The following is a 21,502-nucleotide window of genomic DNA, read 5'->3' as shown; positions in this document are numbered from 1 at the left end:
GTCGAGGGCAGGAACCGCCGTTCCCTGCGCCGGAGTACGTAACTGGACGGTCTCGTGAACGGCCTTCTGCACGGCGAAACGTTCCAGTACGTCGCAGGCCTGCCGTCGGGCGAGCAGCCGGCCGTCCAGCGGCTCGTGCCAGGAGGCGGCGTGGGGGTCCCCGGCGACCGCGGCGGCCTCGGTCAGTTGCCGAGGGGTGGGACGGCCGGCGGGATCCTTGGAGAGGCAGGCGGACAACAGCGCGGCCAGTCCGGCGTCCCGGGCCGCGAGTCCGGCCATGATCTCGGGCTTGGGCTCCTCGAACGCGACACGGTGCATCACGTCGACGCCCGTCCCGTCACCGAAAGGGGCGCGTCCCGTGGCCGCGTAGATCAGGCTTCCCGCGAGTGAGAAGACGTCGGAGGCGGTGTCGCAGTGGCCCTCGCGCAGATACTCGGGCGCCATGAACGCGGGCGTGCCGACCCGGTGCCCGGTCGAGGTGATCGCGCTGCTGTCGGTGGCCTGGGCGATACCGAAGTCGATGATGTGCGCGCCCTGCTGGGAAAGGATCACGTTGGACGGCTTGAGATCCCGGTGCACGACACCGGCGACGGCCAGCGCAGCCAGAGCCTGCCCGAGATCGCCGACCAGCCGCCACACCCCGGCGACGTCGAGCGGGCCGCACTCGCGGACGGCGTCGGCGAGGTTGAGGCCGGGCAGATACTGCGTCGCCATCCACAGTAAGGAGTCGTCGAATCCGGTGCCGAGCAGCTGCGGCGCCCGCGCTGTACGCACCCGGACGTGCAGGGCGGCCTCCCGCTCGAAACGCCGTCGGAAGCGGGAGTCCTCGGCGTACTCGGGGCGGATCACCTTGACGGCGGCGAGGCCGGGGGCGTTGTCGGCGGGGCGGCCGAGGTAGACGCGGCCCATGCCGCCCGTGCCGAGCCGTCCGAGCGGTACGTACGGTCCGATGCGCCCCGGATCCGGCGGCTGGAGCGGTGTCGCCCCAGCCTGCCGCAGAGCGGCGTCACCGGACGCCGGGGTGTATGACGGCACGGGCTGCCGCTGGTCTGTCATCGATCCCCCGAGTGCTGCTTCTTCCCAACGCGCTGCTGAGTCCCACCAATTGACGTGAGGCTATCGCGTGGGGCGGGGGAGTGACCCGATGACCGGGCGCTGATTCGCTTGGCCGTCGTCTTGATGGTCATGTCGGGTGGAACCTGAAACATCCCAGGTATGCCGCTTCACGGGGTGCGGAGGAGTTCGCACCACACGGTCTGACCGGCGGGTGTCAGCCACACACCCCAGCATCGTGCGACCGCGTCCAGCAGCAGGAGGCCGCGGCCGGTCTCGTCGTTTTCGCCCGGGCGGCGTGCGACGAGCCAGGCGTGCGGGTCGGGGTCGGTGACCTCCAGTCGGATACGGCCGTCCGGGGCGTGGAACAGGCGGACGGTCACCGAGGCGCCCTCGCCGACGTGGTTGATCACGTTGGTGAGCAACTCGCTGACGCAGAGCTGGACTTCGGGGCAGGGCACGCCCAGGTGCTCGCGTACGGCGTGACGTACCTCGGGTACGGCCTTGGGGAGCGCGAGCAGTTCGAGGACGAGGGGTTCGGTCACTGGCCGGCCGCCTTGTTCAGGGCGGCGATGAGAGCGCGGGCGGTGGCCTGGTTGCAGTTRCCGAGTGCGATGAGAGGCCGGGTGGGGAGCGTGCCGGCGAAGGTCGGCAGGTCGACGCCGAGGGAGGGGAGCGTGATGCCGTTCGCCTCCAGGGCGGTGCGGAGGTCTTCGACGCAGGCATCGGTTTCGTGGTGGGGCTGGGGGTGGGGGTGCATGAGGGACGCCTCCGTGTGCGGTCTGTGATGAATCGCTCACAGACTGGCGTCGAGTTGCGTACCGTGAAAAGGGGTTTCGGCTGTGCRCGAGCAAGTGAGAAACGGCGGTGGTGGGTTGTGCCCGCGAAGAAGGACCCTGACGCGTCGACGAGCGTTCCCTGCTTCTACGGCGCCGAGTTGCGCTACCGGAGGGAGCAAGCGGGACTGACGCTGGAGCAGTTGGTGGAAGGGAGCTTCCGGGGGATCTCGTTCCTCAGCCAGATCGAGCGGGGGGAGCGGGGAATGCCGATGGACTTCGCCCGGCATGTGGACGAGCGGCTCGGGACGGACGGGTTTTTCCAGCGGCGGTGTGAAGACGCGGCCAGGGCACGGCGGGTGGGGCATCCGCTGTACTACGCGGACGTGCCGGACATGGAGAAGCAGGCAGAGACGTTGGAGGAGTGGGCGCCCAGCGTCATTCCCGGGCTCCTGCAGACCGAGCCGTACATGCGGGTTCTCATGCAACACGGGGAGCCGACGGCGTCGAGGGAGCTGATCGAGCAGCGTGTCCGCGCGCGACTGGTGCGCGCTGAGCTGTGGAACCGCGAGGACCGGCCTGCCTACTGGGGCATCCTCCGCGAGTCGCTCATCCGGGATGCGCTGCTTCCGCCGGAGCAGATGGCCGAGCAGCTGGAGCACATCCTCGACGTGATCCGTGCCTCGGACAGCGTTTTGCAGGTCGTCCCGCAAACGACAGTGGCGCACCCCCTCATGTACGGGATGGCCAAGATCATGAGCTTCCCTGACGCGCCGCCGCTGGTGTGGACGGAAAGCAACTTCGACGGGCAGATGGCCGACTTTCCGGCCCTCGTGAAGGAGTACCGCAGGTCGTACGATCTGCTCAGGGCCGTCGCACTCCCACCCGAGGCATCCCTAGCCTTGATCGAAGAAGCAGCGAGGAATTACAGACATGAAGCGCAGCAAGGGCATTGACCTGAGCTCCGTCGCCTGGCGCAAGAGCAGTTACAGCAATGGTCAAGGCGCGGACTGCGTCGAAGTCGCCGACAACCTCCCCGGCATCACCCCCGTCCGCGACTCCAAGAACCCGCACGGCCCAGCCCTGGTGTTTCCCGCCCGCGCCTGGGACGTCTTCATCCGGTCCCTCTGAGTCGCCGCCCAGGCCAAGAACGTCCAGCGCTGGCCGGCGAAGTACTGGGGCGGCAGCGGCGGGATCGACGGGCAGCAGCCGGTCAGTCGGAGGCCGCCGCCATGCAGCCCCCGTAGAGGAGGAAGAGCAGGGCCCAGACGGGCAGCGAGGCGAGGTCGCCGTAGCCCCACACCCGGGACTCGCGGATCACGTCCAGGCTCTCCGCGTGGAGGGGGTCCTCCGGGTCGTAGACGACGGTGAACTGCTCGCCCACCTGGGGGATGCGCTCGTGTGTCCGGACGACGACCCAGATCTCGCCCTTCTGCTCCGGGTAGGTCCGGATGCCGCAGCGGACCCGCATCGGCTCGCTTTCCGCCTCGGGGTTGAGGTGCCCTCGGCAGATCCCGGTCGCGGTCCGGCCGTGCTTTTTCAGCCGGCGCTCGCGCTGTGCCTTGGGGAACGCGACCAGCACGGAGACGGCGGCGCCGATGACGCAGAACAACGCCCAGTAGCGCAGCACGGCATCCCCCCGTTCGGCACGCGCCCTCTCATGTCACCCTTAGCAGGCCCCGGCGGCTCCGGCAACGGCTCGGCCTCAGCCGTCCACCTCGTACTGGCCGACCTCCAGGAAGTGCCGCAGGGCCTCGGGCGTGCCGTCCTCCAGGGCCGCCTCCGCCGCCGCGCGCCGCGCGTCGCTGATGTCCGGGTCGGCCAGGATGCGGAAGACGGCGACGCGGTCGTCCTCGGCCTGGGCGAGGCGGTAGCCGGTTTCGAGGAAGGCGCGCAGGGCTTCCGGGGTGTTGGTGTCGAGGGCCTCGTTCGCCTCTCGGATGACCGCCTTGTCGCCGTTCTGCCTGGCGAGGAAGAGGATGGTACGACGATGACGCTGTACATGGAGTCGTCCCCCTCCTCCCAACCGGTATCGGGACGACGGGGGCACCTCAGACCGCTCAGGGTGGGTTGCGGTCCGGGGGCGTGTACTCCTTGAGGTAGTGGGCGATGCGGTCGGCGTAGGCGCGGACGTCCGGGGGGACGCCGCCCGCCGCGTTCACCGTGCGGTACGACCTCCGGTAGGCCGTGGCGATCAGGACCCGCCGGTCGCCCGGCAGGTCCTCGTGCAGGCGCGGCGCGATCCAGCACAGGTAGCGGCCCATCGCCGGGATGGACTCGGCCGGCGGGAAGGGGGGTTGGGGGACGGTCTCCCCGGGGGTACCGTCCTCGTTCATCCACCAGCGCAGCACGCGCGGGGTCCAGCGGGCGATGCCGTACTCGTCGTTGGCGGGGTCCGCGAGGTCCGGGTCGAAGTCGCTCTCCACCTTCAGCATGGCTGCGATCAGGACGGGGGTGACGTCCTTCTGGTCGCAGTCGTGCGCCGTCTCGACGATCAGCAGCCGGTAGGCGGGCGGGATGCCCCGGTCGGTGCGGAGTTCGGAGGCGCCGTACGCGGCGGCGGAGACGTTCGCGGACGCGCCGGAGCCGCTGCCGCCGCTGCCCCGGGCGCCGTCGGCCCAGACGCTGATGCCGTAGGCGAGGGCGGCGAGGGCGGTCGCCGCGGCGGTCGTGATCGCGGCGAGGGACGTGCGGCGCAGGTGGCGGGCCGGGCGCAGCCGGGGCAGGCGGAAGGCGCGGTGGCCTGCGCCCGCTGCGGCTTCGACGCGGCGCAGCAGCGTCTCGCCGGAGACGCGGTCCTGGTGGGTGCGGGTCAGGCAGGCGGAGATGATCCGCCGCCAGTCGTCGGGAAGTTCGGGTGACAGCCGCAGCTCGTCGGTGCCCCGGGCGTAGGTGGCGGCCGCGTCGCGGCGGGCCGCCGGGGTCGCGCCGGGCAGCGGGAAGGAGTCGGTGAGGACGAGGTGCGCGAGGACGCCGAAGGCCCATACGTCGGCGGACGGGCGGATCCGGCGGCCCCGTTCCCCGATCTCCGTCCACAGGAGCTCGGGCGGGGTGTAGTCGGGGGTGGAGAACGCCGGGGTGTAGGCGTGGGTGCCCTCCAGTTCGGCAGCCATGTTGAAGTCGGCGAGGCGGACCGAACCGTCGTCCATCAGCAGCACGTTGGCCGGTTTCAGGTCGCCGTGCACCCAGCCGGCGCCGTGCAGCTGGGCCAGGCCCTCGCAGATCTGCGCGAGCAGCGCGGGACCGGCCTCGGGCCGGGGCGTCGCGGCGAGCAGGGCGGACAGGGAGCCCTTGGCCCGCTCCAGGACCAGGACGGTGGCGCCGTCCAGCTCCGGGCGGTCCGGGTCGTCGACCGTCAGCGTCTCGTACATCCGCACCAGCCGCGGATGTTTCAGCCGCCGGTACAGCTCGATCTCCCGCTCGATCAGCTCGCGCAGATGGGTCAGCCGACGGGGCGTGGCCGTGCCCGTGGGCAGGAACTTCAGGGCGGCCGTCCGGGGCAGTTCCGTGCTCTCCCCGGTGCGCCGAGCCGCGTACACACTGCCGAAGGCGCCGGTCGCGAGGGGCTCACGCACCTCCCAGACGCCGACCCGGTAGCCCTTCGGCACCGCAACGGCGTACGGCTCGGTCACGGGGTCACCCGGCCCGGCGGGCCGGCCAGGACGCCCAGGTCGTCCTCGCGGACCAGGTCGAAGCGGAGCGCCAGGGAGACCAGGGACTCCTTCTTGCCGTTGAGCCGCGGGCCGGTGTCCGCGCTCTCCGGGCCCGGCTTGAGCCGCAGCTTCACGGCGAGGTAGTCGATGTTCCACTGCACCGACGTGCGGGACGCGGCCGGCCAGGTTGGGCGCAGCCGGTCAGCGACCTGGTCGACGGTGGGCAGCGGCGCGTGCGGCGTGCCGCGCAGGCGCGGTTCGCACAGGGCGGCCAGGACCGCGAAGTACCGCTTGGTGCGGTCGACTGAGAATGCCGGCGCGGTCGTCGCACCGTCGAGACCGCCCGAGCCGCTCAGGTAGTCGTGGCGCGGCGCCCACACCTGAAGCGGCAGCAGGTCCCCGGCCGCGGGCAGCACGATCCGCGAGAACTCGAAGGGGATCGGCGCGTCCAGCCGCCCCGGCGCGACCTTGACGTGCTCGCCCGCGCCCTCGGGGTTCTCCACGACATAGGTCTGTGCGCGGCTGAAGTTGCTCAGTACCCAGAAGGCGCCCTGCGCGGTGATCTCACCGGCCCGGCGGGACACCCCGTCGTGGGCGATGTGGAGGCCGTTGTCGGGCGCGGACCGGCCGAAGGTGAGGCGTTCGCCGGGCGCGAGTCTGATCTGGCTGCGGTCTCGCTCGTCCTCCGTGGTCGGCGGAGGTACCACGATGATGCTGTACAAGGTGCTCTCCCCGTGCCTGAACAGCTACCACCGTCAGACTAGGGCGACGCACCAGGGCCGTGCCCCCCTCGTACGGGTGAGACACGGCCCTTGGACGTGATTGGCGCGAACTGGCTTGCTCGCCGCGGTCCCTTCAGTAACGGGGGCGGTTGAACCAGGCCTTGCCGTTCGCGTTGCCGACGAACACCGCGACCAGGATGGCCAGGACGGTGTGCACCAGGCCCACGAGGATGAACGGGTAGATGCCGAGGACGGCGGTGATGATGGCGAAGACCAGGATGGTGACGCGGGCGCCGTTGCCGCCGTTCTTGAACTTCGTCGCCAGGACGGCCGCGAACACCAGCCAGGCCAGGCCGAACACCACGTAGCCCCAGATCACGCCGGTCGACTGGCCGACCAGGTCCTGGAAGGCGGTGTTCTCCTTGAGGGACTCGTCGTCCTTCGCGGCGTTGAGGGCCACGGCGGCGAAGGCGAAGAACGCCACGCCGAGGACCTGGAGACCGACGATGACCCACATCATCACCTTGGCCGCGTTCACCGAGCCCGGCATCGTCGTCGGCGCGGCGGGCCCGCCGTAGGGGGACACCGGAGGGGCCTGCGGGTAGCCGTAACCGGGCGCCTGCCCCTGCTGCTGCGGGTAGCCGTAGCCCGGCTGCTGCTGCGGCTGCTGCGGCTGTCCCTGGGGAGCGCCGTAGGGGTTGTTCGGGTCGCCGTAGCTCATGGGGGCTTTCCTCCGTTGGTCCGAGTGCGGGGACGACGCGTGGCATCCGCACGGAGGAGAGTTCTTCAGTATTGCGACCGTCCCCCCGTTGAGCTGCCCGCGGCACTTGTCAGGTCATCGTTCTGCACCACTGACGGGCTTGTCCAGCCGCATTCCCGATGTGTTGTGCAAGTGCAACATCGCTGATCATGGGCGGATACGGGAGGACGGGCCCCGCGGTGCCCGGATTGCGGCCGGATTGGAACCGCGGGCGGGTCATCCGCGAGGATGGGGTCATGACCGCCCAGATTCTCGATGGCAAGGCCACCGCAGCCGCGATCAAGTCCGATCTGACCGCCCGCGTGGCGGCGCTGAAGGAGAAGGGCGTCACGCCCGGCCTCGGCACGATCCTCGTCGGGGACGATCCCGGCAGCCAGAAGTACGTCGCCGGCAAGCACCGTGACTGCGCGCAGGTCGGCATCGCCTCCATCCAGCGCGAGCTGCCGGCCACGGCGACGCAGGAGGAGATCGAGGCGGCCGTCCGCGAGCTGAACGAGGACCCGGCGTGCACGGGTTACATCGTGCAACTGCCGCTGCCCAAGGGCATCGACGAGAACCGCATCCTGGAACTGATGGATCCGGACAAGGACGCGGACGGCCTGCACCCGATGAACCTCGGCCGTCTGGTCCTGAACGAGCCGGCCCCGCTGCCCTGCACCCCCAACGGCGTGCTGACCCTGCTGCGCCGCTACGGCGTGGAGATCAAGGGCGCGGAGGTCGTGGTGGTCGGCCGGGGTGTGACCATCGGCCGGCCGATGCCGCTGCTGCTGACCCGGCGCAGCGAGAACGCGACCGTGACCCAGTGCCACACCGGCACGCGTGACCTGTCGGCGCACCTCAAGCGCGCGGACATCATCGTCGCCGCGGCCGGTTCCGCCCATCTGATCCGCGCCGAGGACGTCAAGCCGGGCGCGGCCGTCCTCGACGTCGGCGTCTCCCGCAGCGCCGAGGGCAAGATCGTGGGCGACGTGCACCCCGACGTGGCCGAGGTCGCCGGCTGGATCTCCCCGAACCCCGGCGGAGTCGGCCCGATGACCCGCGCCCAGCTGCTCGTCAACGTGGTCGAGGCGGCGGAGCGCAGTGTCGGCTGAACAGGACGCGGGGAGCGCGGGCAGCGCCTCGGGCACCGGGAACACGGAGGGTGCGTCGGCCGTCCGGAGCGCGCGGAACGGCGCGGGCGCGGAGGGTGCTCCGGCCGGCCGGGGCGCGCGGAACGCCCGGGATGCCCCGGCCGCCGTTCCGAGCGCTGCCGGAGCGTCGAGCGGCCGGAGTGAGCGGAGCGGCGCGGGCGCGGAGGGCGCCCCGGACGCCCCGGCCGGCCGGAGCGCGCAGGACGGGCAGGGCGAGCGGGACGCGCCGGGCGCGCGCGACGGTGATGCCGGCCCGGGGGTGCGGGAGGAGGGCGGCGAGCTCACCGTGCGGGACCCCGTCAGCGCGCCCGATGCCGAGGGGCGGCCGCGGCGGGTCACCCGGCGGTTTCCGTTGTTCACCAAGGACACCGCGCGGCCCGAGGGCGGTGGCCGGGCCGCTTCCGGGGACGCGTTCGCGCCGGCGCGGCAGTGGCCTGTCCTCGCCGTGCTGGGGCTGGTCGGACTCGGGCTGGTGGTGACCGCGTTCGGTCAGTTCCGGCTCGGGACGCTGCTGATCGGCATCGCCCTGCTGGGCGGTGGCGCGATGCGGTGGCTGCTGCCGGACGTCGGCATGCTCGCCGTCCGCTCCCGGTTCACGGACATCGTCACGTACGGCGTCATGGGCCTGGCGATCGTCCTGCTGGCGATGATGGCGCAGCCGAATCCCTGGCTCCAGATCCCGTTCCTTAAGGACACGCTGCACTTCACGGTCACCAGCGAGTGACCGGACGGCGGCCCGTCCTCTCCCCCGAGGAAGGACGGGCCGCCGCCACGGCCAACCCTCCTGCACGGCGAAGAGCCTGTTCAACGGCTGTCAGCGCGCTGTGGCACGGAAGTGACGGTTCCGGTACTGGTTCCGGTACTTCCTCCGGCAGATTCGGCACGAACTGGTGCAACCACGGGGTTGGCATGGACAATCGGGACGGTCCAGGGTGTATCGCGCGCGGCTTCTGTGCTTCTGTGCGCCCCCGCTCAGGGAACTGAGATCCTGAGTGGACGCATCCCTGTGGGTAGCCAGAACGGGGACTCGGCCAAGGCCGCCGACGCGCGGGGCGAACAGCGCGGGAAATAACAGCACGTACCGGGGGGAAGAGGTGGGACGCAATGCCTCGTTGGAGGGCCTTGCCGGATGAGCTCGATCCACAGATCAGGGAGTTCACCAGCCAGCTGCGCAGACTCGTGGACCGCAGTGGTCTGAGCATCGCGTCGGTGGCGGACCGCACGGGCTACAGCAAGACGTCGTGGGAGCGTTATCTGAACGGCCGGCTGCTCGCGCCCAAGGGCGCGATCGTGGCGCTGGCCGAGGTCACCGGGACCAACCCGGTGCACCTCACCACCATGTGGGAGCTCGCCGAGCGTGCCTGGAGCCGCTCGGAGATGCGGCACGACATGACGATGGAGGCCATACGGATCTCCCAGGCGCGCGCCGCGCTCGGGGAGTTCGGCGGGCAGGACTTCGGGAGCCCCTCGGCCGGTTCCAAGGGCGACGGCAAGTCGGCCTCCGCGGGCGGCGGCCGGCCGGCCCGCAGAAGTGGCAGCGCCACGGTCACGCCGGGGATCGCGGGCCCGGCAGGCGTGGCTCCGACCGTGCCGCCGCAGCCGACGGCCCCCGAGGTGCAGGACTCCACCGGCAGCGGTGTACGGGAGGACGGCGGCGGCCGGAGCGGTTCGACCGGGGTCAACTCGTGGGGAGTGGCCGGGTACCAGGGCCCGGCCCAGGGCCACGGGCGTACCGCCGGCGCGGGAACCGGCTCCACGCCCGCTTCGGGTCCCGGAACCGTCCGGACACCGGCCGCCGGGGCGGGCTCGTACGGCGCACCGCCGCAGGACGCCGTCCCGGCGGGTGCCGGTGGTGCGGTCGGTGCCGGTGGCACCGGCGGCTCTCGTGGTTCCGACGGTCCCCGTGGTTCTGGCGGCAAGCGGCGGACCGCGACGTTCCTCGCGGGTGTCGTGGGCGTGCTCGTGGTGATCGCCGGCGCGTTCTACCTCACCGGTGGCGGTGGCGACGACGAGGCCAAGGGGGGCACCAAGTCGCCCACGCCGACCGCCAGCACCAACCCGGATCTGCCGCCCGGCGTGAAGTGCAGCGGCGACAGCTGCACCGGCAAGGACGCGGAGAGCATGGGGTGCAGTGGTGACCTGGTGACCACGGCCCAGACCGCGACCGTCGGCACGACCGTCGTCGAGGTCCGCTACAGCGACACCTGCAAGGCGGCCTGGGGCCGCATCACCCAGGCGGCGCAGGGCGACGAGGTCCAGGTCAGCGCGGGCAAGGCGAAGCAGACCGGGAACATCACCGTCGCCGGCGACACCATCGCGTACACCCCGATGGTGTCCGTGAAGAACGCCGCCGCAGCCAAGGCCTGCGCCACGCTCGCGTCCGGCCGGCAGGGCTGCACGGAGTAGGGGGACCGCCTGGCGCCTCGCGGGACGCGTGACGTCCGGCGGGCGCCCGGCTTTCGGGTTCGCGCCCGTGGGGAGTCCATCGCGCCTCGCCGCGGCGCCCGGCTCGGGCTGACCCCGGTGTCAGGTGCTCACCGCCTGGGCCCCCGGCAGCGGAACCGGTCGGGGGAACGAATTTCGGAGAGGGAGGATTGCCCGGCGGAATCGCGGGCACGCGAACCGTACCCCCACGGGAGTCCGGCTTGGTCGGTTCCCCCCAGGCGGCCGCCTTCGTCCTCCTCTCCCGGACGGGCGGCCGCCTTTTTGTGCGGGTGCGGGGTGAGTTGTGGGGTGGGCCACACCGACCCGGCCGTCCGGGATCCCGGATGCGCGATAGCCTGACCGCTGGATGGATCTCTTGACGCCAAGAGATCGATCAAACGTCCGGGGCAGGGACGCCCCACCGCCAGCTGTCATACGGAGAACGCCATGACCCGCACTCCCGTGAACGTCACCGTCACCGGCGCGGCCGGCCAGATCGGTTACGCCCTGCTCTTCCGCATCGCCTCCGGTCAGCTGCTCGGCGCGGACGTGCCGGTGAAGCTGCGCCTGCTGGAGATCACGCCCGCCCTGAAGGCGGCCGAGGGCACGGCCATGGAGCTGGACGACTGCGCGTTCCCGCTCCTGAAGGGCATCGACATCACGGACGACCCGAACGTCGCCTTCGACGGCGCCAACGTGGGCCTGCTCGTCGGCGCCCGCCCCCGCACCAAGGGCATGGAGCGCGGCGACCTGCTGGAGGCCAACGGCGGCATCTTCAAGCCGCAGGGCAAGGCGATCAACGACCACGCCGCGGACGACGTGCGGGTCCTCGTCGTCGGCAACCCGGCCAACACGAACGCGCTCATCGCGCAGGCCGCCGCGCCCGACGTACCCGCCGAGCGGTTCACCGCGATGACCCGTCTGGACCACAACCGCGCCCTGACCCAGCTCGCGAAGAAGACCGGCTCCACGGTCTCCGACATCAAGCGGCTCACCATCTGGGGCAACCACTCCGCCACCCAGTACCCGGACATCTTCCACGCCACGGTCGCCGGCAAGAACGCCGCCGAGGTCGTGAACGACGAGAAGTGGCTGGCCGAGGACTTCATTCCGACCGTCGCCAAGCGCGGCGCCGCCATCATCGAGGCCCGTGGCGCCTCGTCGGCCGCCTCCGCCGCCAACGCCGCCATCGACCACGTCTACTCCTGGGTCAACGGCACCCCCGAGGGCGACTGGGTCTCCATGGGCATCCCGTCGGACGGCTCCTACGGCGTCCCGGAGGGCCTGATCTCCTCCTTCCCGGTCACCTGCAAGGACGGCAAGTACGAGATCGTCCAGGGTCTGGAGATCAACGAGTTCTCCCGCGCCCGGATCGACGCCTCCGTCAAGGAGCTCGAGGAGGAGCGCGAGGCGGTCCGCGGCCTCGGCCTCATCTGAGTCGCCGGACTCTCCGACCCATCCGACCGGAGTCTCTCCGCGTTCCCGTGCAGGCCCCGTACCGGTTCCGACCGGTACGGGGCCTGCGGGCTTTCCGGACCCGGTCCTCGTGGCGTCGCTGACATCGCCATGCCTGATCGGTGCCCGCTTTCACCCTGATTGCCCGCATCTCCAGTGACACAGCGCACTTTCGGCCACCGATCGCGCATGCATCCGGGCGACCAGGGCAGGCGCACTCGGTCTTTAGTGACACATCTGTGACACAGGGGCGCTGATCAGGAACGGAAGGCGAAAGCGATCATGGCGGAAAGCAACGAACTCCAGGCGCGCAGCACCATCCACGCGGGAGGGGAATGGCGTGCGGCCGTCTCCGGCGCCACGCGCGAGATCCTCGACCCCGCGGACGCCCTGCCGTTCGCCGTGGTCGCGGAGGGTGACGAGAAGGACACCGATCTGGCGATCGCCGCCGCCCGGCGCGCCTTCGACGAGGGGGAGTGGCCGCGCACACCCGTCGCCGAGCGGGCCGCGCTGCTGCGCCGCGTCGCCGACCTGCTCGTGCGCGACCGCGAGCAGCTCGGGCTGCTGGAGAGCCGTGACGCCGGCAAGACCGTCGAGGAAGGCCGCGTCGACATCGACTGCGTCGCCGACGCCTTCCGGTACTTCGCCGACCTGGTCGCGGCCGAGAGCCCGGGCCGGGTCGTGGACGCGGGCTCGTCCGACATCCACAGCGTCGTCGTGCACGAGCCCATCGGTGTCTGCTCGATGATCACGCCCTGGAACTACCCGCTGCTCCAGGCCAGTTGGAAGATCGCCCCGGCCCTGGCCGCCGGCAACACCTTCATCGTCAAGCCGAGCGAGATCACCCCGATGACGACCATCGCGCTGATCGAGCTGCTCGTCGAGGCCGGACTGCCCGCCGGAGTCGCCAACATCGTCACCGGGCCGGGTCATACGGTCGGCGCCCGCCTCTCCGAGCACCCCGACGTCGACCTCGTCTCCTTCACCGGCGGCCTGATCAGCGGCACCAAGGTGGCCCAGGCCGCCGCGCCCACCGTCAAGAAGGTCGCCCTCGAACTCGGCGGCAAGAACCCCAACGTCGTCTTCGCCGATGCCTGCGCCACCGACGAGGGCTTCGACACCGCCGTCGACCAGGCCCTCAACGCCGCCTTCATCCACAGCGGCCAGGTCTGCTCGGCCGGCGCCCGCCTCATCATCGAGGAGTCCGTGCGCGATCGGTTCGTCACCGAACTCGCTCGCAGGGCCGAGAAGATCCGGCTCGGCCGCGGCACCGAGGACGGCGTCGAGTGCGGCCCGCTGGTCTCCGAGCAGCAGCGCGCCAAGGTCGAGATGTACGTCGAGTCCGCCCTCAAGGAGGGCGCCGTACTGCGCTCCGGCGGCAAGCGCCCCGAGCCCTCCCCGCAGCGCCCGGAGAACGGCTACTTCTACGAGCCCACCGTCCTCGACCACTGCCACCGCGAGATGCGCGTCGTGCGGGAGGAGGTCTTCGGGCCGGTCCTCACCGTCGAGACCTTCGGCACCGAGGACGAGGCCGTCGCCCTCGCCAACGACACCGAGTACGGGCTCGCGGGCGGCGTCTGGACCGCCGACGCCGGTCGCGCCCGGCGCGTCGCCGGCCGGCTGCGGCACGGCACGATCTGGATCAACGACTTCCACCCCTACCTGCCGCAGGCGGAATGGGGCGGCTTCGGCAAGAGCGGTGTGGGCCGCGAACTCGGCCCGGCCGGTCTCGCCGAGTACCGCGAGACCAAGCACGTCTACCAGAACCTCGCGCCGAAGCCGGTGCGCTGGTTCGCGGGCTGACCCGCACTCCCGACGGCACCCGGACTCCCGACGGCACCCGGACCCCCGACCGCACCCGGACTCCCGACGGCATCCTCCGCACCTCGTTCCCCGGATCCCCGACTCCCCACAGACCTCAGTCCCCCCTGGAGTACCACGCCCATGCCCGATAACACCCACGAATTCGACTACGTCGTCATAGGCGGCGGAACCGCCGGTTCCGTCATCGCCTCCCGCCTGACCGAGAACCCCGACGTCTCCGTCGCCGTCATCGAGGGCGGCCCCAGCGACGTCGGCCGCGACGACGTGCTGACCCTGCGCCGCTGGATGGGCCTGCTGGGCGGCGAACTCGACTACGACTACCCCACCACCGAGCAGCCACGCGGAAACTCGCACATCCGGCACAGCCGGGCCCGGGTCCTGGGCGGCTGCTCCTCGCACAACACGCTGATCGCGTTCAAGCCGCTGCCCGCCGACTGGGACGAGTGGGAGGCCGCCGGCGCCAAGGGCTGGGGCGCGGTGCAGATGGAGGCGTACTTCGCGCGTCTGCTCAACAACATCGTCCCCGTCGACGAGAAGGACCGGAACGCCATCGCGCGCGACTTCGTCGACGCCGCCCAGGCGGCGCTGGACGTGCCGCGCGTGGAGGGCTTCAACCAGAAGCCGTTCACCGAGGGCGTCGGCTTCTTCGACCTCGCCTACCACCCCGAGAACAACAAGCGGTCCTCGGCGTCGGTGGCGTATCTGCACCCGGTGATGGACGAGCGCCCCAACCTGACGATCCTGCTGGAGACCTGGGCGTACAAGCTGGAGCTGAACGGCAACCGCGCCGAGGGCGTGCACGTGCGCACCAAGGACGGCGAGGAGATCCTCGTCAAGGCACGCAACGAGGTCCTGCTGTGCGCCGGCGCCGTCGACTCGCCCCGGCTGCTGATGCACTCCGGCATCGGCCCGAAGGCCGACCTGGAGAAGCTCGGCATCCCCGTCACGCACGACCTTCCGGGCGTCGGCGAGAACCTGCTCGACCACCCCGAGTCGGTCATCGTGTGGGAGACCAACGGACCCATCCCGGAGAACTCCGCGATGGACTCCGACGCGGGCCTGTTCGTGCGCCGCGACCCCGAACTGCCGCACCCCGACCTGATGTTCCACTTCTACCAGATCCCGTTCACGGACAACCCGGAGCGACTGGGCTACCAGCGGCCGGAGTTCGGCGTCTCGATGACCCCGAACATCCCCAAGCCGAAGAGCCGCGGCCGGCTCTACCTGACCAGCGCCGACCCCGAGGTCAAGCCCGCCCTGGACTTCCGCTACTTCACCGACGAGGACGACTACGACGGCCGCACCCTCGTCGACGGCATCAAGATCGCCCGCGAGATCGCCAGGACCGAACCGCTGGCCGGCTGGCTCAAGCGCGAGGTGGCCCCCGGCCCGGACGTCACCGGCGACGAGGAGCTCGGCGAGTACGCCCGCAAGGTCGCGCACACCGTCTACCACCCCGCGGGCACCTGCAAGATGGGCGCCGCCGACGACCGGACGGCCGTCGTCGATCCCGAGCTGCGCATCCGCGGCCTGGAAGGCATCCGCATCGCCGATGCCTCCGTGTTCCCCACGATGACCACCGTCAACCCGATGATCGGCGTGCTCATGGTCGGGGAGAAGGCCGCCGAGCTGATCGGTGGTGGTTCCCGGTGACCGCGACCCTCGAACCCCCCACGGAGCAGACCATGGACACCACGACGCCCGTCTTCTCGGTGGAGGGCCTGTGGAAGGTGTTCGGCCCCAAGGCCGACCGCGTTCCCGCCGACCCCGAGCTCACCGCCCTCGACCCCGCCGAGCTGCGCGCCCGCACCGGCTGCACGGCCGCCGTCCGGGACGTCAGCTTCGACGTGCGCAAGGGCGAGGTCTTCGTCGTCATGGGCCTGTCCGGCTCCGGCAAGTCCACGCTGGTGCGCTGTCTGACCCGGCTGATCGAGCCGACCGCCGGCACCATCGCCATCGACGGTGAGGACGTCCGCGCCATGGACCGCTCCCGGCTGCGCGAACTGCGCCGCCACCGCGCCGCCATGGTCTTCCAGCACTTCGGCCTGCTGCCGCACCGCACGGTCCTCGACAACGTCGCCTACGGCCTGGAGATCCAGGGCATGGGCAAGGCCGAGCGGCGTGAGCGGGCCGCCGAGGTCGTCGCCAAGGTCGGCCTGGAGGGCATGGAGCACCGCCGCCCCGGCCAGCTCTCCGGCGGCCAGCGCCAGCGCGTCGGCCTCGCCCGCGCACTCGCCGTCGACCCCGAGGTCCTGCTGTTCGACGAGCCGTTCAGCGCGCTCGACCCGATGATCCGGCGCGACATGCAGGACGAGGTCGTCCGGCTGCACCAGGAAGAGGGCCGCACGATGGTCTTCATCACCCACGACCTCAACGAGGCCCTCAAGCTGGGCGACCGCATCGCCCTGATGCGCGACGGCCGGGTCGTGCAGCTCGGCACGCCCGAGGAGATCGTGGGCTCGCCCGCCGACGACTACGTCCGCGAGTTCGTCCGGGACGTCCCGCGCGAGCAGGTCATGACCGTCCGCACGGCCATGCGCCGCCCCTCGGCGGACCAGGACGGCAGCGGACCGGCGGTCCGGCCCGAGGCCACGGTCTCCGAGGCCATCGAGGCGGTCGCCCGCGCCGGCGCACCGGCCCGTGTCATGGACGAGGGCCGCTGCGTGGGCGTGATCGACTCCGACACCCTGCTCGGCGTCGTCGCCGGCACGGACCAGCCCGCCCCGCCGGGGACCGAGCAGCCCAAGGAGGCGGTGTGATGGCGACCATCACCGCCTCCCCGCCCCGTATCGGCCTGCCCGGGCTCCTCAAGCGCCCGGCCGTCCGCAAGCTGCTGCTGCTCGCCCTGGCCGCCGCGATCCTCGTGCCGCTGGCCGACGCCCGCTGGGCGAGCGGCGCCTGGCCCGGCGCGCTGACCGTCGACTTCTCCGAGCCGCTCGCCAAGGCCAGCGACTGGATCATCGACAATCGCGACAGCCACCCGCTGTTCCTGTACTTCTTCGGCCACATCAGCAACGTCGTCGTCATCGCCGTACGGGCCGTCTACCTCACCCTGCTGGCCATCGGCTGGGCGGGCGTCACGGCCCTGGGCGCGCTGGTCGCCTGGCGCGTCGCGGGCATCCGGCTCGCGCTCGGCACGGCCGTCGCGTTTCTCGCCTGCGGCCTGCTCGGCATGTGGGTGCCGACCATGCAGACGCTCGCCCTGATGGTTGTCGCGGTCCTCGCGTCGGTCGTGGTGGGCTTGCTGCTCGGGCTCGCCTCCGGGCTGTCCGACCGGATGGACCGCGTCCTGCGCCCGGTCCTGGACACCATGCAGGTGCTGCCCGCCTTCGCCTACCTGCTGCCGGTCGTGCTGGTCTTCGGCATCGGCGTCCCGGCGGCCGTCCTGGCCACCGTCATCTACGCCGCCCCGCCCATGGCCCGCCTGACCTCGCTCGGCCTGCGCGGCGCCGACAAGGAGGTGCTGGAGGCCGTCGAGTCGCTCGGCTCCACCGCACGGCAGCGGCTGCTGACCGCCCGGCTCCCGCTGGCCCGCAAGGAACTCCTGCTCGGCGTCAACCAGACGATCATGATGGCGCTGTCCATGGCCGTCATCGCGGCCGTCATCGGCGCGGGCGGTCTCGGTGACCGCGTCTACCAGGCACTGGCCTCGGTCGACGTGGGTGCCGCGCTCGCCGCGGGTATCCCGATCGTGCTGCTGGCCGTCGTCCTGGACCGCGTCACGGGCGCGGCGGGGGAGCGGCTCGGCGCCGAACCGGAGCCCCGCAGCGGCCTCGGCTGGCTCTTCGCCCTCGTCGGCGTGGTCGCCGTGGCGGTCGCCGGGCGCCTCGCGGGCCGGCTCGACTGGCCCGACGCCTGGGCCGTCAACATCGCCGAGCCCGTCAACCGCGCCGTCGACTGGATGACCGCGCACCTCTACTCGGGCGTCCCCGTCATCGGCGGCACCGCCGACTGGGCCGGCCACTTCACCACCTGGGTCCTCGACCCGGTGCGCGACGGCCTCCAGTGGCTGCCCTGGTGGTCGGTCCTGCTGATCGTCGCCGCCCTGGCCTGGGTGATCGGCACCTGGCGCACCGCGCTCACCGCCGTCCTCGCCATGGCCGCGATCGGCGTCCTCGGCGTCTGGAAGCCGTCGCTGGACACACTGTCGCAGGTCCTCGCGGCCGTCGCCGTCACGCTCGTCATCGGCTTCGCCACCGGCATCGCCGCGGCCCGCAGCGACCGCCTGGAGCGGCTGCTGCGCCCGGTCCTGGACGTCTTCCAGACGATGCCGCAGTTCGTGTACCTGATCCCGGTCGTCGCCCTGTTCGGCGTCGGCCGCGCCCCGGCCGTCGCCGCCGCGATCGTGTACGCCCTCCCGGCCGTCGTCCGCATCACCACCCAGGGCCTGCGCCAGGTCGACCCGGCCGCGCTGGAGGCCTCCGGCTCGCTCGGCGCGACCAGCTGGCAGCAGCTCAAGCAGGTCCAGCTCCCGCTGGCCCGCCCGGCCCTGCTGCTCGCCGTCAACCAGGGCCTCGTCCTGGTCCTCGCCGTCGTCGTCATCGGCGGCCTGGTCGGCGGTGGCGCGCTCGGCTACGACGTCGTCTTCGGCCTCGCCCAGGGCGACCTGGCGACCGGTCTGGTGGCCGGCGCGGCGATCGTCTGCCTCGGCCTGATGCTCGACCGGGTGACCCAGCCCACCGAACGCCGTGCGAAGAAGGGAGCGTGACATGCGAGTCCGTACCACTGCCGCGGTCGCCGCGGTGAGCTCCCTGGCGCTGCTCACCGGCTGCGGCGCCGCCGACATGACCAAGCAGGCCTCGCCCTACGCCAACGCGCAGGGCGCCAAGACCGTGACCCTGTCCGTGCAGTCCTGGGTGGGCGCCCAGGCCAACGTGGCCGTCGCCCAGTACCTCCTGGAGCACGAGCTGGGCTACCGCGTCGACACCGTCCAGGTCGACGAGGTGCCCGCCTGGGACGCCCTCAGCCAGGGCCGCGTCGACGCGATCCTGGAGGACTGGGGCCACCCCGACCAGGAGCAGCGGTACGTCAAGGACAAGAAGACGATCGCCCCCGGCGGCGAACTCGGCGTCACCGGCCACATCGGCTGGTTCGTCCCGACGTACCTCGCCAAGCAGCACCCGGACATCACGAACTGGAAGAACCTCAACAAGTACTCCCACCTGTTCCGCACCCCGGAGAGCGGCGACAAGGGCCAGCTGATGGACGGTTCGCCGTCCTACGTCACCAACGACAAGGCGCTGGTGAAGAACCTGAAGCTGGACTACCAGGTGGTGTTCGCGGGCTCCGAGGCGGCGCAGATCACGCAGATGAGGCAGTTCGCCAAGGAGAAGAAGCCCTTCCTCACCTACTGGTACACGCCCCAGTGGCTCTTCAAGAAGGTCCCCATGACCGAGGTGAAGCTGCCGCCGTACAAGGAGGGCTGCGACGCCGACCCGGAGAAGGTCGCCTGCGCCTATCCGCACACGCCGCTGCAGAAGTACCTGAACTCGGGCTTCGCGAAGAACGGCGGCAAGGCGGCGGCCTTCCTGAAGAAGTTCAAGTGGACGACCGAGGACCAGAACGAGGTCTCCCTGATGATCGCCGACAAGAAGATGACGCCGGAGGACGCGGCGAAGAAGTGGGTGGACAGCCACCGGTCCACGTGGAAGAAGTGGCTGTCCTGAGCGTCCCTACGGTCGCAGGCCGGCGGCGATCTCCCGCAGGGCCCGGGCGGCCCGCCGCTGGAGCCCCGGCCCGAAGGTGATCCGGGTGGCCCCTCGCGCGCCGAGTTCGGCGGGCGTGGGGCCGCCCTCGGTCGGGGCCCCCGCGTTGATCGGCCCCTGGATGCCGGCCCGCAGCAGCGGCAGAACGTCCGGCGGGGCACCGATCGGGTACACGCAGTCGGCCCCCGCGGCGACGTACAACGCGGCCCGCTCGATGGCCCGTTCGGGATCGGCGACCCCGCAGGCGAAGGTGTCCACGCGCGCGTTGACGAAGAGCCGGTCCGCCGCGGCCGACCGTACCTCGGCCAGCCAGTCGGCATGCTCGCGCGGATCCTTGAGCACCCCGCCCTCGGAGTCCTCCAGGTTGCAGCCCACCGCCCCCGTCTCCAGCAGCCGCTCCACGAGCTCCTTCGGGGCGAGCCCGTACCCTCCCTCCACGTCCGCCGAGACGGGCACGTCGACGGCCCGGACGATCCGGGCGACCGCCGCGAACATCTCGTCGGCCGGGACCTGCCCGTCCTCGTAGCCGAGGGAGGCGGCGACCCCGGCACTGGGCGTGGCGAGCGCCGGGAACCCGGCCTCGGCGAACACCCGGGCACTGGCCGCGTCCCAGGGGCCGGGCAGGACCAGGGGATCGCCGGGCGCCCGGTGGTGGTGCAGGGCGCGGAACACGTCGGCCTTGCTCATGGCGTGTGACCCCCTGGCGGAATCCGGCGGCTGACCATCACCCGGTTCCAGTTGTTGATGGCGACGACCAGGCCGATCAGATGGGCGAGTTCGGCCTCGTCGAAGTGTTTCGCGGCCTGCTCGTACACCTCGTCCGGCACAAAACCGGCGGTCAGCACCGTCACCGCCTCCGTCAGCGCCAGCGCGGCCCGCTCCCGCTCGTCGAAGACGTCCCCGGCCTCCTCCCAGGCCGCCAGCAGGTCGAGCTGCTTCTGGCTCACCCCGTACTCGCGGGCGATCGCGAGATGCATGTCGAGGCAGAACGCGCAGTGGTTGAGCTGCGAGGCGCGGATCACGACGAGCTCGGCCAGGGCCGGGTCGCCGAGGCCCTGCTTGGCGACCTTGCTGAGCGCGGACAGTGCCCGGCCGACCGCCGGGTCGAGCAGCCGGGTCCGGGTCGTCACTTGTACTGCCCCGGCTGGTAGTGCCCCGGCGCCATACGGCACGTCACCCCGAACCGGTTCCAGGCGTTGATCGCCGTGATCGCGGCGATCAGCTGCGCCAGCTCGGCCTCGTCGAAGTGCTTCGCGGCCTGCTCGTAGACCTCGTCCGGCACGAAACCGTCCGTCAGGACCGTCACGGCCTCGGTCAGCTCCAGGGCCGCGAGTTCCTTCGCGGTGTAGAAGTGCCGCGACTCGTCCCACGCGCTGAGCTGGAGGATCCGCTCGACGCTCTCACCCGTCGCGAGGGCGTCCTTGGTGTGCATGTCGATGCAGAAGGCGCAGTGGTTGATCTGGGAGGCGCGGATCTTCACCAGCTCGTACAGCTTGTGGTCGAGGCCCTGCCGGGCGGCGATCTCCAGCCGGACCATCGCCTTGTAGACCTCGGGCGCGTGCTTGGCCCAGTCCAGGCGGGCGGGCTGCTCGGGGGCGTACTCCACGGTCGTCGTGATCGTCGTGTCAGGGGTGTGCGTCGTCATGCCCTCGACCCTAGGAAGGAACCAGCCCAGGGGTATGGTCCATTTCCATGGCGGAACAGTGGGCCACTTTGGGCGTCGACCTGCACCTGGAGCCGACCGGCCCGGGCCTGCGCCGGGGGCTGACCGACGCCCTGCGCGAGGCGGTGCGCTCCGGCCGGCTGGCCCCCGGCACCCGGCTGCCCTCCTCCCGCGCGCTCGCCGCCGACCTGGGCATCGCCCGCAACACGGTCGCCGACGCCTACGCCGACCTGGTCGCCGAGGGCTGGCTCACCGCCCGGCAGGGGTCGGGGACCCGGGTCGCCGACCGGGCGGTGGTCCCGCCGACGGGCACGGCACCCCACCCCCGGGAACGCAC

22 protein-coding genes and 1 pseudogene are annotated in these 21,502 nt (G+C 71.4%); 12 read left to right on the top strand and 11 right to left on the bottom strand.

Features of this window, described 5'->3' with window-relative positions; all coding sequences use genetic code 11:
• From CA983_RS21730 to CA983_RS21720, 3 genes are all read right to left on the bottom strand, one after another.
• The coding region (locus CA983_RS21730) for a serine/threonine-protein kinase (protein WP_143645529.1) at positions 1-1,056 on the bottom strand (1,056 nt) is incomplete at its 3' end.
• A 167-nt stretch (positions 1,057-1,223) separates the two neighbouring features.
• Positions 1,224-1,598, bottom strand: coding sequence for an ATP-binding protein (locus CA983_RS21725; RefSeq protein WP_086602572.1), 375 nt, complete (start codon positions 1,596-1,598; stop codon positions 1,224-1,226).
• Positions 1,595-1,813 (bottom strand): hypothetical protein, encoded by a 219-nt coding sequence (locus CA983_RS21720; RefSeq protein ID WP_086602571.1) that lies wholly within the window; start codon positions 1,811-1,813, stop codon positions 1,595-1,597. Before CA983_RS21720 ends, CA983_RS21725 begins: the two co-directional genes overlap by 4 nt.
• A 117-nt stretch (positions 1,814-1,930) precedes the next feature.
• Between CA983_RS21720 and CA983_RS21715 the strand changes: the two genes are divergently transcribed.
• Together CA983_RS21715 and CA983_RS21710 are read left to right on the top strand one after the other, a co-directional pair.
• On the top strand, positions 1,931-2,785 hold the full coding sequence (locus CA983_RS21715; RefSeq protein ID WP_208637011.1) for a helix-turn-helix domain-containing protein: 855 nt from the start codon (positions 1,931-1,933) through the stop codon (positions 2,783-2,785).
• A complete protein-coding gene (locus CA983_RS21710) occupies positions 2,763-2,960 on the top strand; it encodes a DUF397 domain-containing protein (RefSeq protein ID WP_086602570.1) in 198 nt (65 codons plus the stop codon). The genes CA983_RS21715 and CA983_RS21710 overlap by 23 nt, the downstream gene beginning before the upstream one ends.
• A gap of 82 nt (positions 2,961-3,042) precedes the next feature.
• Here CA983_RS21710 and CA983_RS21705 read toward each other — a convergent pair whose 3' ends face one another.
• The 5 genes and pseudogenes from CA983_RS21705 to CA983_RS21685 form a co-directional block, all read right to left on the bottom strand.
• The gene (locus CA983_RS21705; protein WP_086602569.1) at positions 3,043-3,459 is read right to left on the bottom strand and encodes a DUF3592 domain-containing protein; all 417 of its coding nucleotides are present in this window, start codon (positions 3,457-3,459) and stop codon (positions 3,043-3,045) included.
• A 75-nt stretch (positions 3,460-3,534) separates the two neighbouring features.
• A pseudogene (locus CA983_RS21700) lies at positions 3,535-3,774 on the bottom strand (ALF repeat-containing protein); the annotation flags it as partial.
• 115 nt (positions 3,775-3,889) lie between these two features.
• Complete coding sequence (locus CA983_RS21695; protein WP_086602567.1) at positions 3,890-5,461, bottom strand: serine/threonine protein kinase; 1,572 nt, start codon at positions 5,459-5,461, stop codon at positions 3,890-3,892.
• Positions 5,458-6,204 carry an FHA domain-containing protein gene (locus tag CA983_RS21690; RefSeq protein ID WP_086602566.1) on the bottom strand — a complete coding sequence of 249 codons (747 nt, stop codon included), beginning with the start codon at positions 6,202-6,204 and terminating at the stop codon, positions 5,458-5,460. The genes CA983_RS21695 and CA983_RS21690 overlap by 4 nt, the downstream gene beginning before the upstream one ends.
• A 133-nt stretch (positions 6,205-6,337) precedes the next feature.
• Positions 6,338-6,925: a hypothetical protein gene (locus CA983_RS21685; protein ID WP_086602565.1), complete on the bottom strand. Its 588-nt coding sequence runs from the start codon at positions 6,923-6,925 to the stop codon at positions 6,338-6,340.
• Positions 6,926-7,200: 275 nt separating this feature from the next.
• Here CA983_RS21685 and CA983_RS21680 point away from each other — a divergent pair, with 275 nt between their 5' ends.
• The 9 genes from CA983_RS21680 (at position 7,201) to CA983_RS21640 (ending at position 19,463) form a co-directional block, all read left to right on the top strand.
• On the top strand, positions 7,201-8,055 hold the full coding sequence (locus tag CA983_RS21680; RefSeq protein WP_086602564.1) for a bifunctional methylenetetrahydrofolate dehydrogenase/methenyltetrahydrofolate cyclohydrolase: 855 nt from the start codon (positions 7,201-7,203) through the stop codon (positions 8,053-8,055).
• A gap of 298 nt (positions 8,056-8,353) precedes the next feature.
• A complete protein-coding gene (locus CA983_RS21675; protein ID WP_086602574.1) occupies positions 8,354-8,818 on the top strand; it encodes a DUF3017 domain-containing protein in 465 nt (154 codons plus the stop codon).
• A gap of 380 nt (positions 8,819-9,198) precedes the next feature.
• Positions 9,199-10,500: a helix-turn-helix domain-containing protein gene (locus CA983_RS21670; RefSeq protein ID WP_167407428.1), complete on the top strand. Its 1,302-nt coding sequence runs from the start codon at positions 9,199-9,201 to the stop codon at positions 10,498-10,500.
• Between the two features lie 465 nt (positions 10,501-10,965).
• Positions 10,966-11,955 (top strand): malate dehydrogenase, encoded by a 990-nt coding sequence (locus CA983_RS21665; protein ID WP_086602562.1) that lies wholly within the window; start codon positions 10,966-10,968, stop codon positions 11,953-11,955.
• Between the two features lie 300 nt (positions 11,956-12,255).
• Entirely contained in the window at positions 12,256-13,776 is a 1,521-nt protein-coding gene (locus tag CA983_RS21660) for an aldehyde dehydrogenase family protein (protein ID WP_086602561.1), read from the top strand.
• 141 nt (positions 13,777-13,917) lie between these two features.
• The gene (locus tag CA983_RS21655) at positions 13,918-15,450 is read left to right on the top strand and encodes a GMC family oxidoreductase (RefSeq protein WP_086602560.1); all 1,533 of its coding nucleotides are present in this window, start codon (positions 13,918-13,920) and stop codon (positions 15,448-15,450) included.
• 32 nt (positions 15,451-15,482) lie between these two features.
• Positions 15,483-16,556 (top strand): quaternary amine ABC transporter ATP-binding protein, encoded by a 1,074-nt coding sequence (locus tag CA983_RS21650; RefSeq protein ID WP_086602573.1) that lies wholly within the window; start codon positions 15,483-15,485, stop codon positions 16,554-16,556.
• Complete coding sequence (locus CA983_RS21645) at positions 16,556-18,505, top strand: ABC transporter permease (RefSeq protein ID WP_086602559.1); 1,950 nt, start codon at positions 16,556-16,558, stop codon at positions 18,503-18,505. The genes CA983_RS21650 and CA983_RS21645 overlap by 1 nt, the downstream gene beginning before the upstream one ends.
• Position 18,506: 1 nt before the next feature.
• A complete protein-coding gene (locus CA983_RS21640; protein WP_086602558.1) occupies positions 18,507-19,463 on the top strand; it encodes an ABC transporter substrate-binding protein in 957 nt (318 codons plus the stop codon).
• 6 nt (positions 19,464-19,469) lie between these two features.
• Here CA983_RS21640 and CA983_RS21635 read toward each other — a convergent pair whose 3' ends face one another.
• From CA983_RS21635 to CA983_RS21625, 3 genes are read right to left on the bottom strand one after another with little or no spacing between them, the layout of a single operon-like run.
• Complete coding sequence (locus CA983_RS21635) at positions 19,470-20,189, bottom strand: isocitrate lyase/PEP mutase family protein (RefSeq protein WP_086602557.1); 720 nt, start codon at positions 20,187-20,189, stop codon at positions 19,470-19,472.
• The gene (locus tag CA983_RS21630; protein ID WP_086602556.1) at positions 20,186-20,632 is read right to left on the bottom strand and encodes a carboxymuconolactone decarboxylase family protein; all 447 of its coding nucleotides are present in this window, start codon (positions 20,630-20,632) and stop codon (positions 20,186-20,188) included. Before CA983_RS21630 ends, CA983_RS21635 begins: the two co-directional genes overlap by 4 nt.
• Entirely contained in the window at positions 20,629-21,147 is a 519-nt protein-coding gene (locus CA983_RS21625) for a carboxymuconolactone decarboxylase family protein (RefSeq protein ID WP_086602555.1), read from the bottom strand. The genes CA983_RS21630 and CA983_RS21625 overlap by 4 nt, the downstream gene beginning before the upstream one ends.
• Before the next feature lie 47 nt (positions 21,148-21,194).
• On the opposite strand from CA983_RS21625, the gene CA983_RS21620 reads away from it, so the two are divergent.
• Positions 21,195-21,502: GntR family transcriptional regulator (locus tag CA983_RS21620; RefSeq protein WP_143645528.1), on the top strand; the 308-nt coding region annotated here is incomplete at its 3' end.

Source organism: Streptomyces swartbergensis (assembly GCF_002148965.1).
Classification (GTDB): Bacteria; Actinomycetota; Actinomycetes; order Streptomycetales; family Streptomycetaceae; genus Streptomyces; species Streptomyces swartbergensis.
The sequence above is the reverse complement of the archived record's forward strand: the minus strand, read 5'-3'. Positions and strand labels throughout refer to the sequence as shown.

Excerpts from the sequence above, each read along its gene's own strand:
- CA983_RS21710 (WP_086602570.1), top strand. The coding sequence starts at position 2,763 with ATGAAGCGCAGCAAGGGCATTGACCTGAGCTCCGTCGCCTGGCGCAAG.
- CA983_RS21640 (WP_086602558.1), top strand. The coding sequence starts at position 18,507 with ATGCGAGTCCGTACCACTGCCGCGGTCGCCGCGGTGAGCTCCCTGGCG.
- CA983_RS21655 (WP_086602560.1), top strand. The coding sequence starts at position 13,918 with ATGCCCGATAACACCCACGAATTCGACTACGTCGTCATAGGCGGCGGA.
- CA983_RS21665 (WP_086602562.1), top strand. The coding sequence starts at position 10,966 with ATGACCCGCACTCCCGTGAACGTCACCGTCACCGGCGCGGCCGGCCAG.
- CA983_RS21625 (WP_086602555.1), bottom strand. The coding sequence starts at position 21,147 with ATGACGACGCACACCCCTGACACGACGATCACGACGACCGTGGAGTAC.
- CA983_RS21680 (WP_086602564.1), top strand. The coding sequence starts at position 7,201 with ATGACCGCCCAGATTCTCGATGGCAAGGCCACCGCAGCCGCGATCAAG.
- CA983_RS21660 (WP_086602561.1), top strand. The coding sequence starts at position 12,256 with ATGGCGGAAAGCAACGAACTCCAGGCGCGCAGCACCATCCACGCGGGA.
- CA983_RS21635 (WP_086602557.1), bottom strand. The coding sequence starts at position 20,189 with ATGAGCAAGGCCGACGTGTTCCGCGCCCTGCACCACCACCGGGCGCCC.
- CA983_RS21685 (WP_086602565.1), bottom strand. The coding sequence starts at position 6,925 with ATGAGCTACGGCGACCCGAACAACCCCTACGGCGCTCCCCAGGGACAG.
- CA983_RS21670 (WP_167407428.1), top strand. The coding sequence starts at position 9,199 with ATGCCTCGTTGGAGGGCCTTGCCGGATGAGCTCGATCCACAGATCAGG.
- CA983_RS21645 (WP_086602559.1), top strand. The coding sequence starts at position 16,556 with ATGGCGACCATCACCGCCTCCCCGCCCCGTATCGGCCTGCCCGGGCTC.
- CA983_RS21650 (WP_086602573.1), top strand. The coding sequence starts at position 15,483 with ATGGACACCACGACGCCCGTCTTCTCGGTGGAGGGCCTGTGGAAGGTG.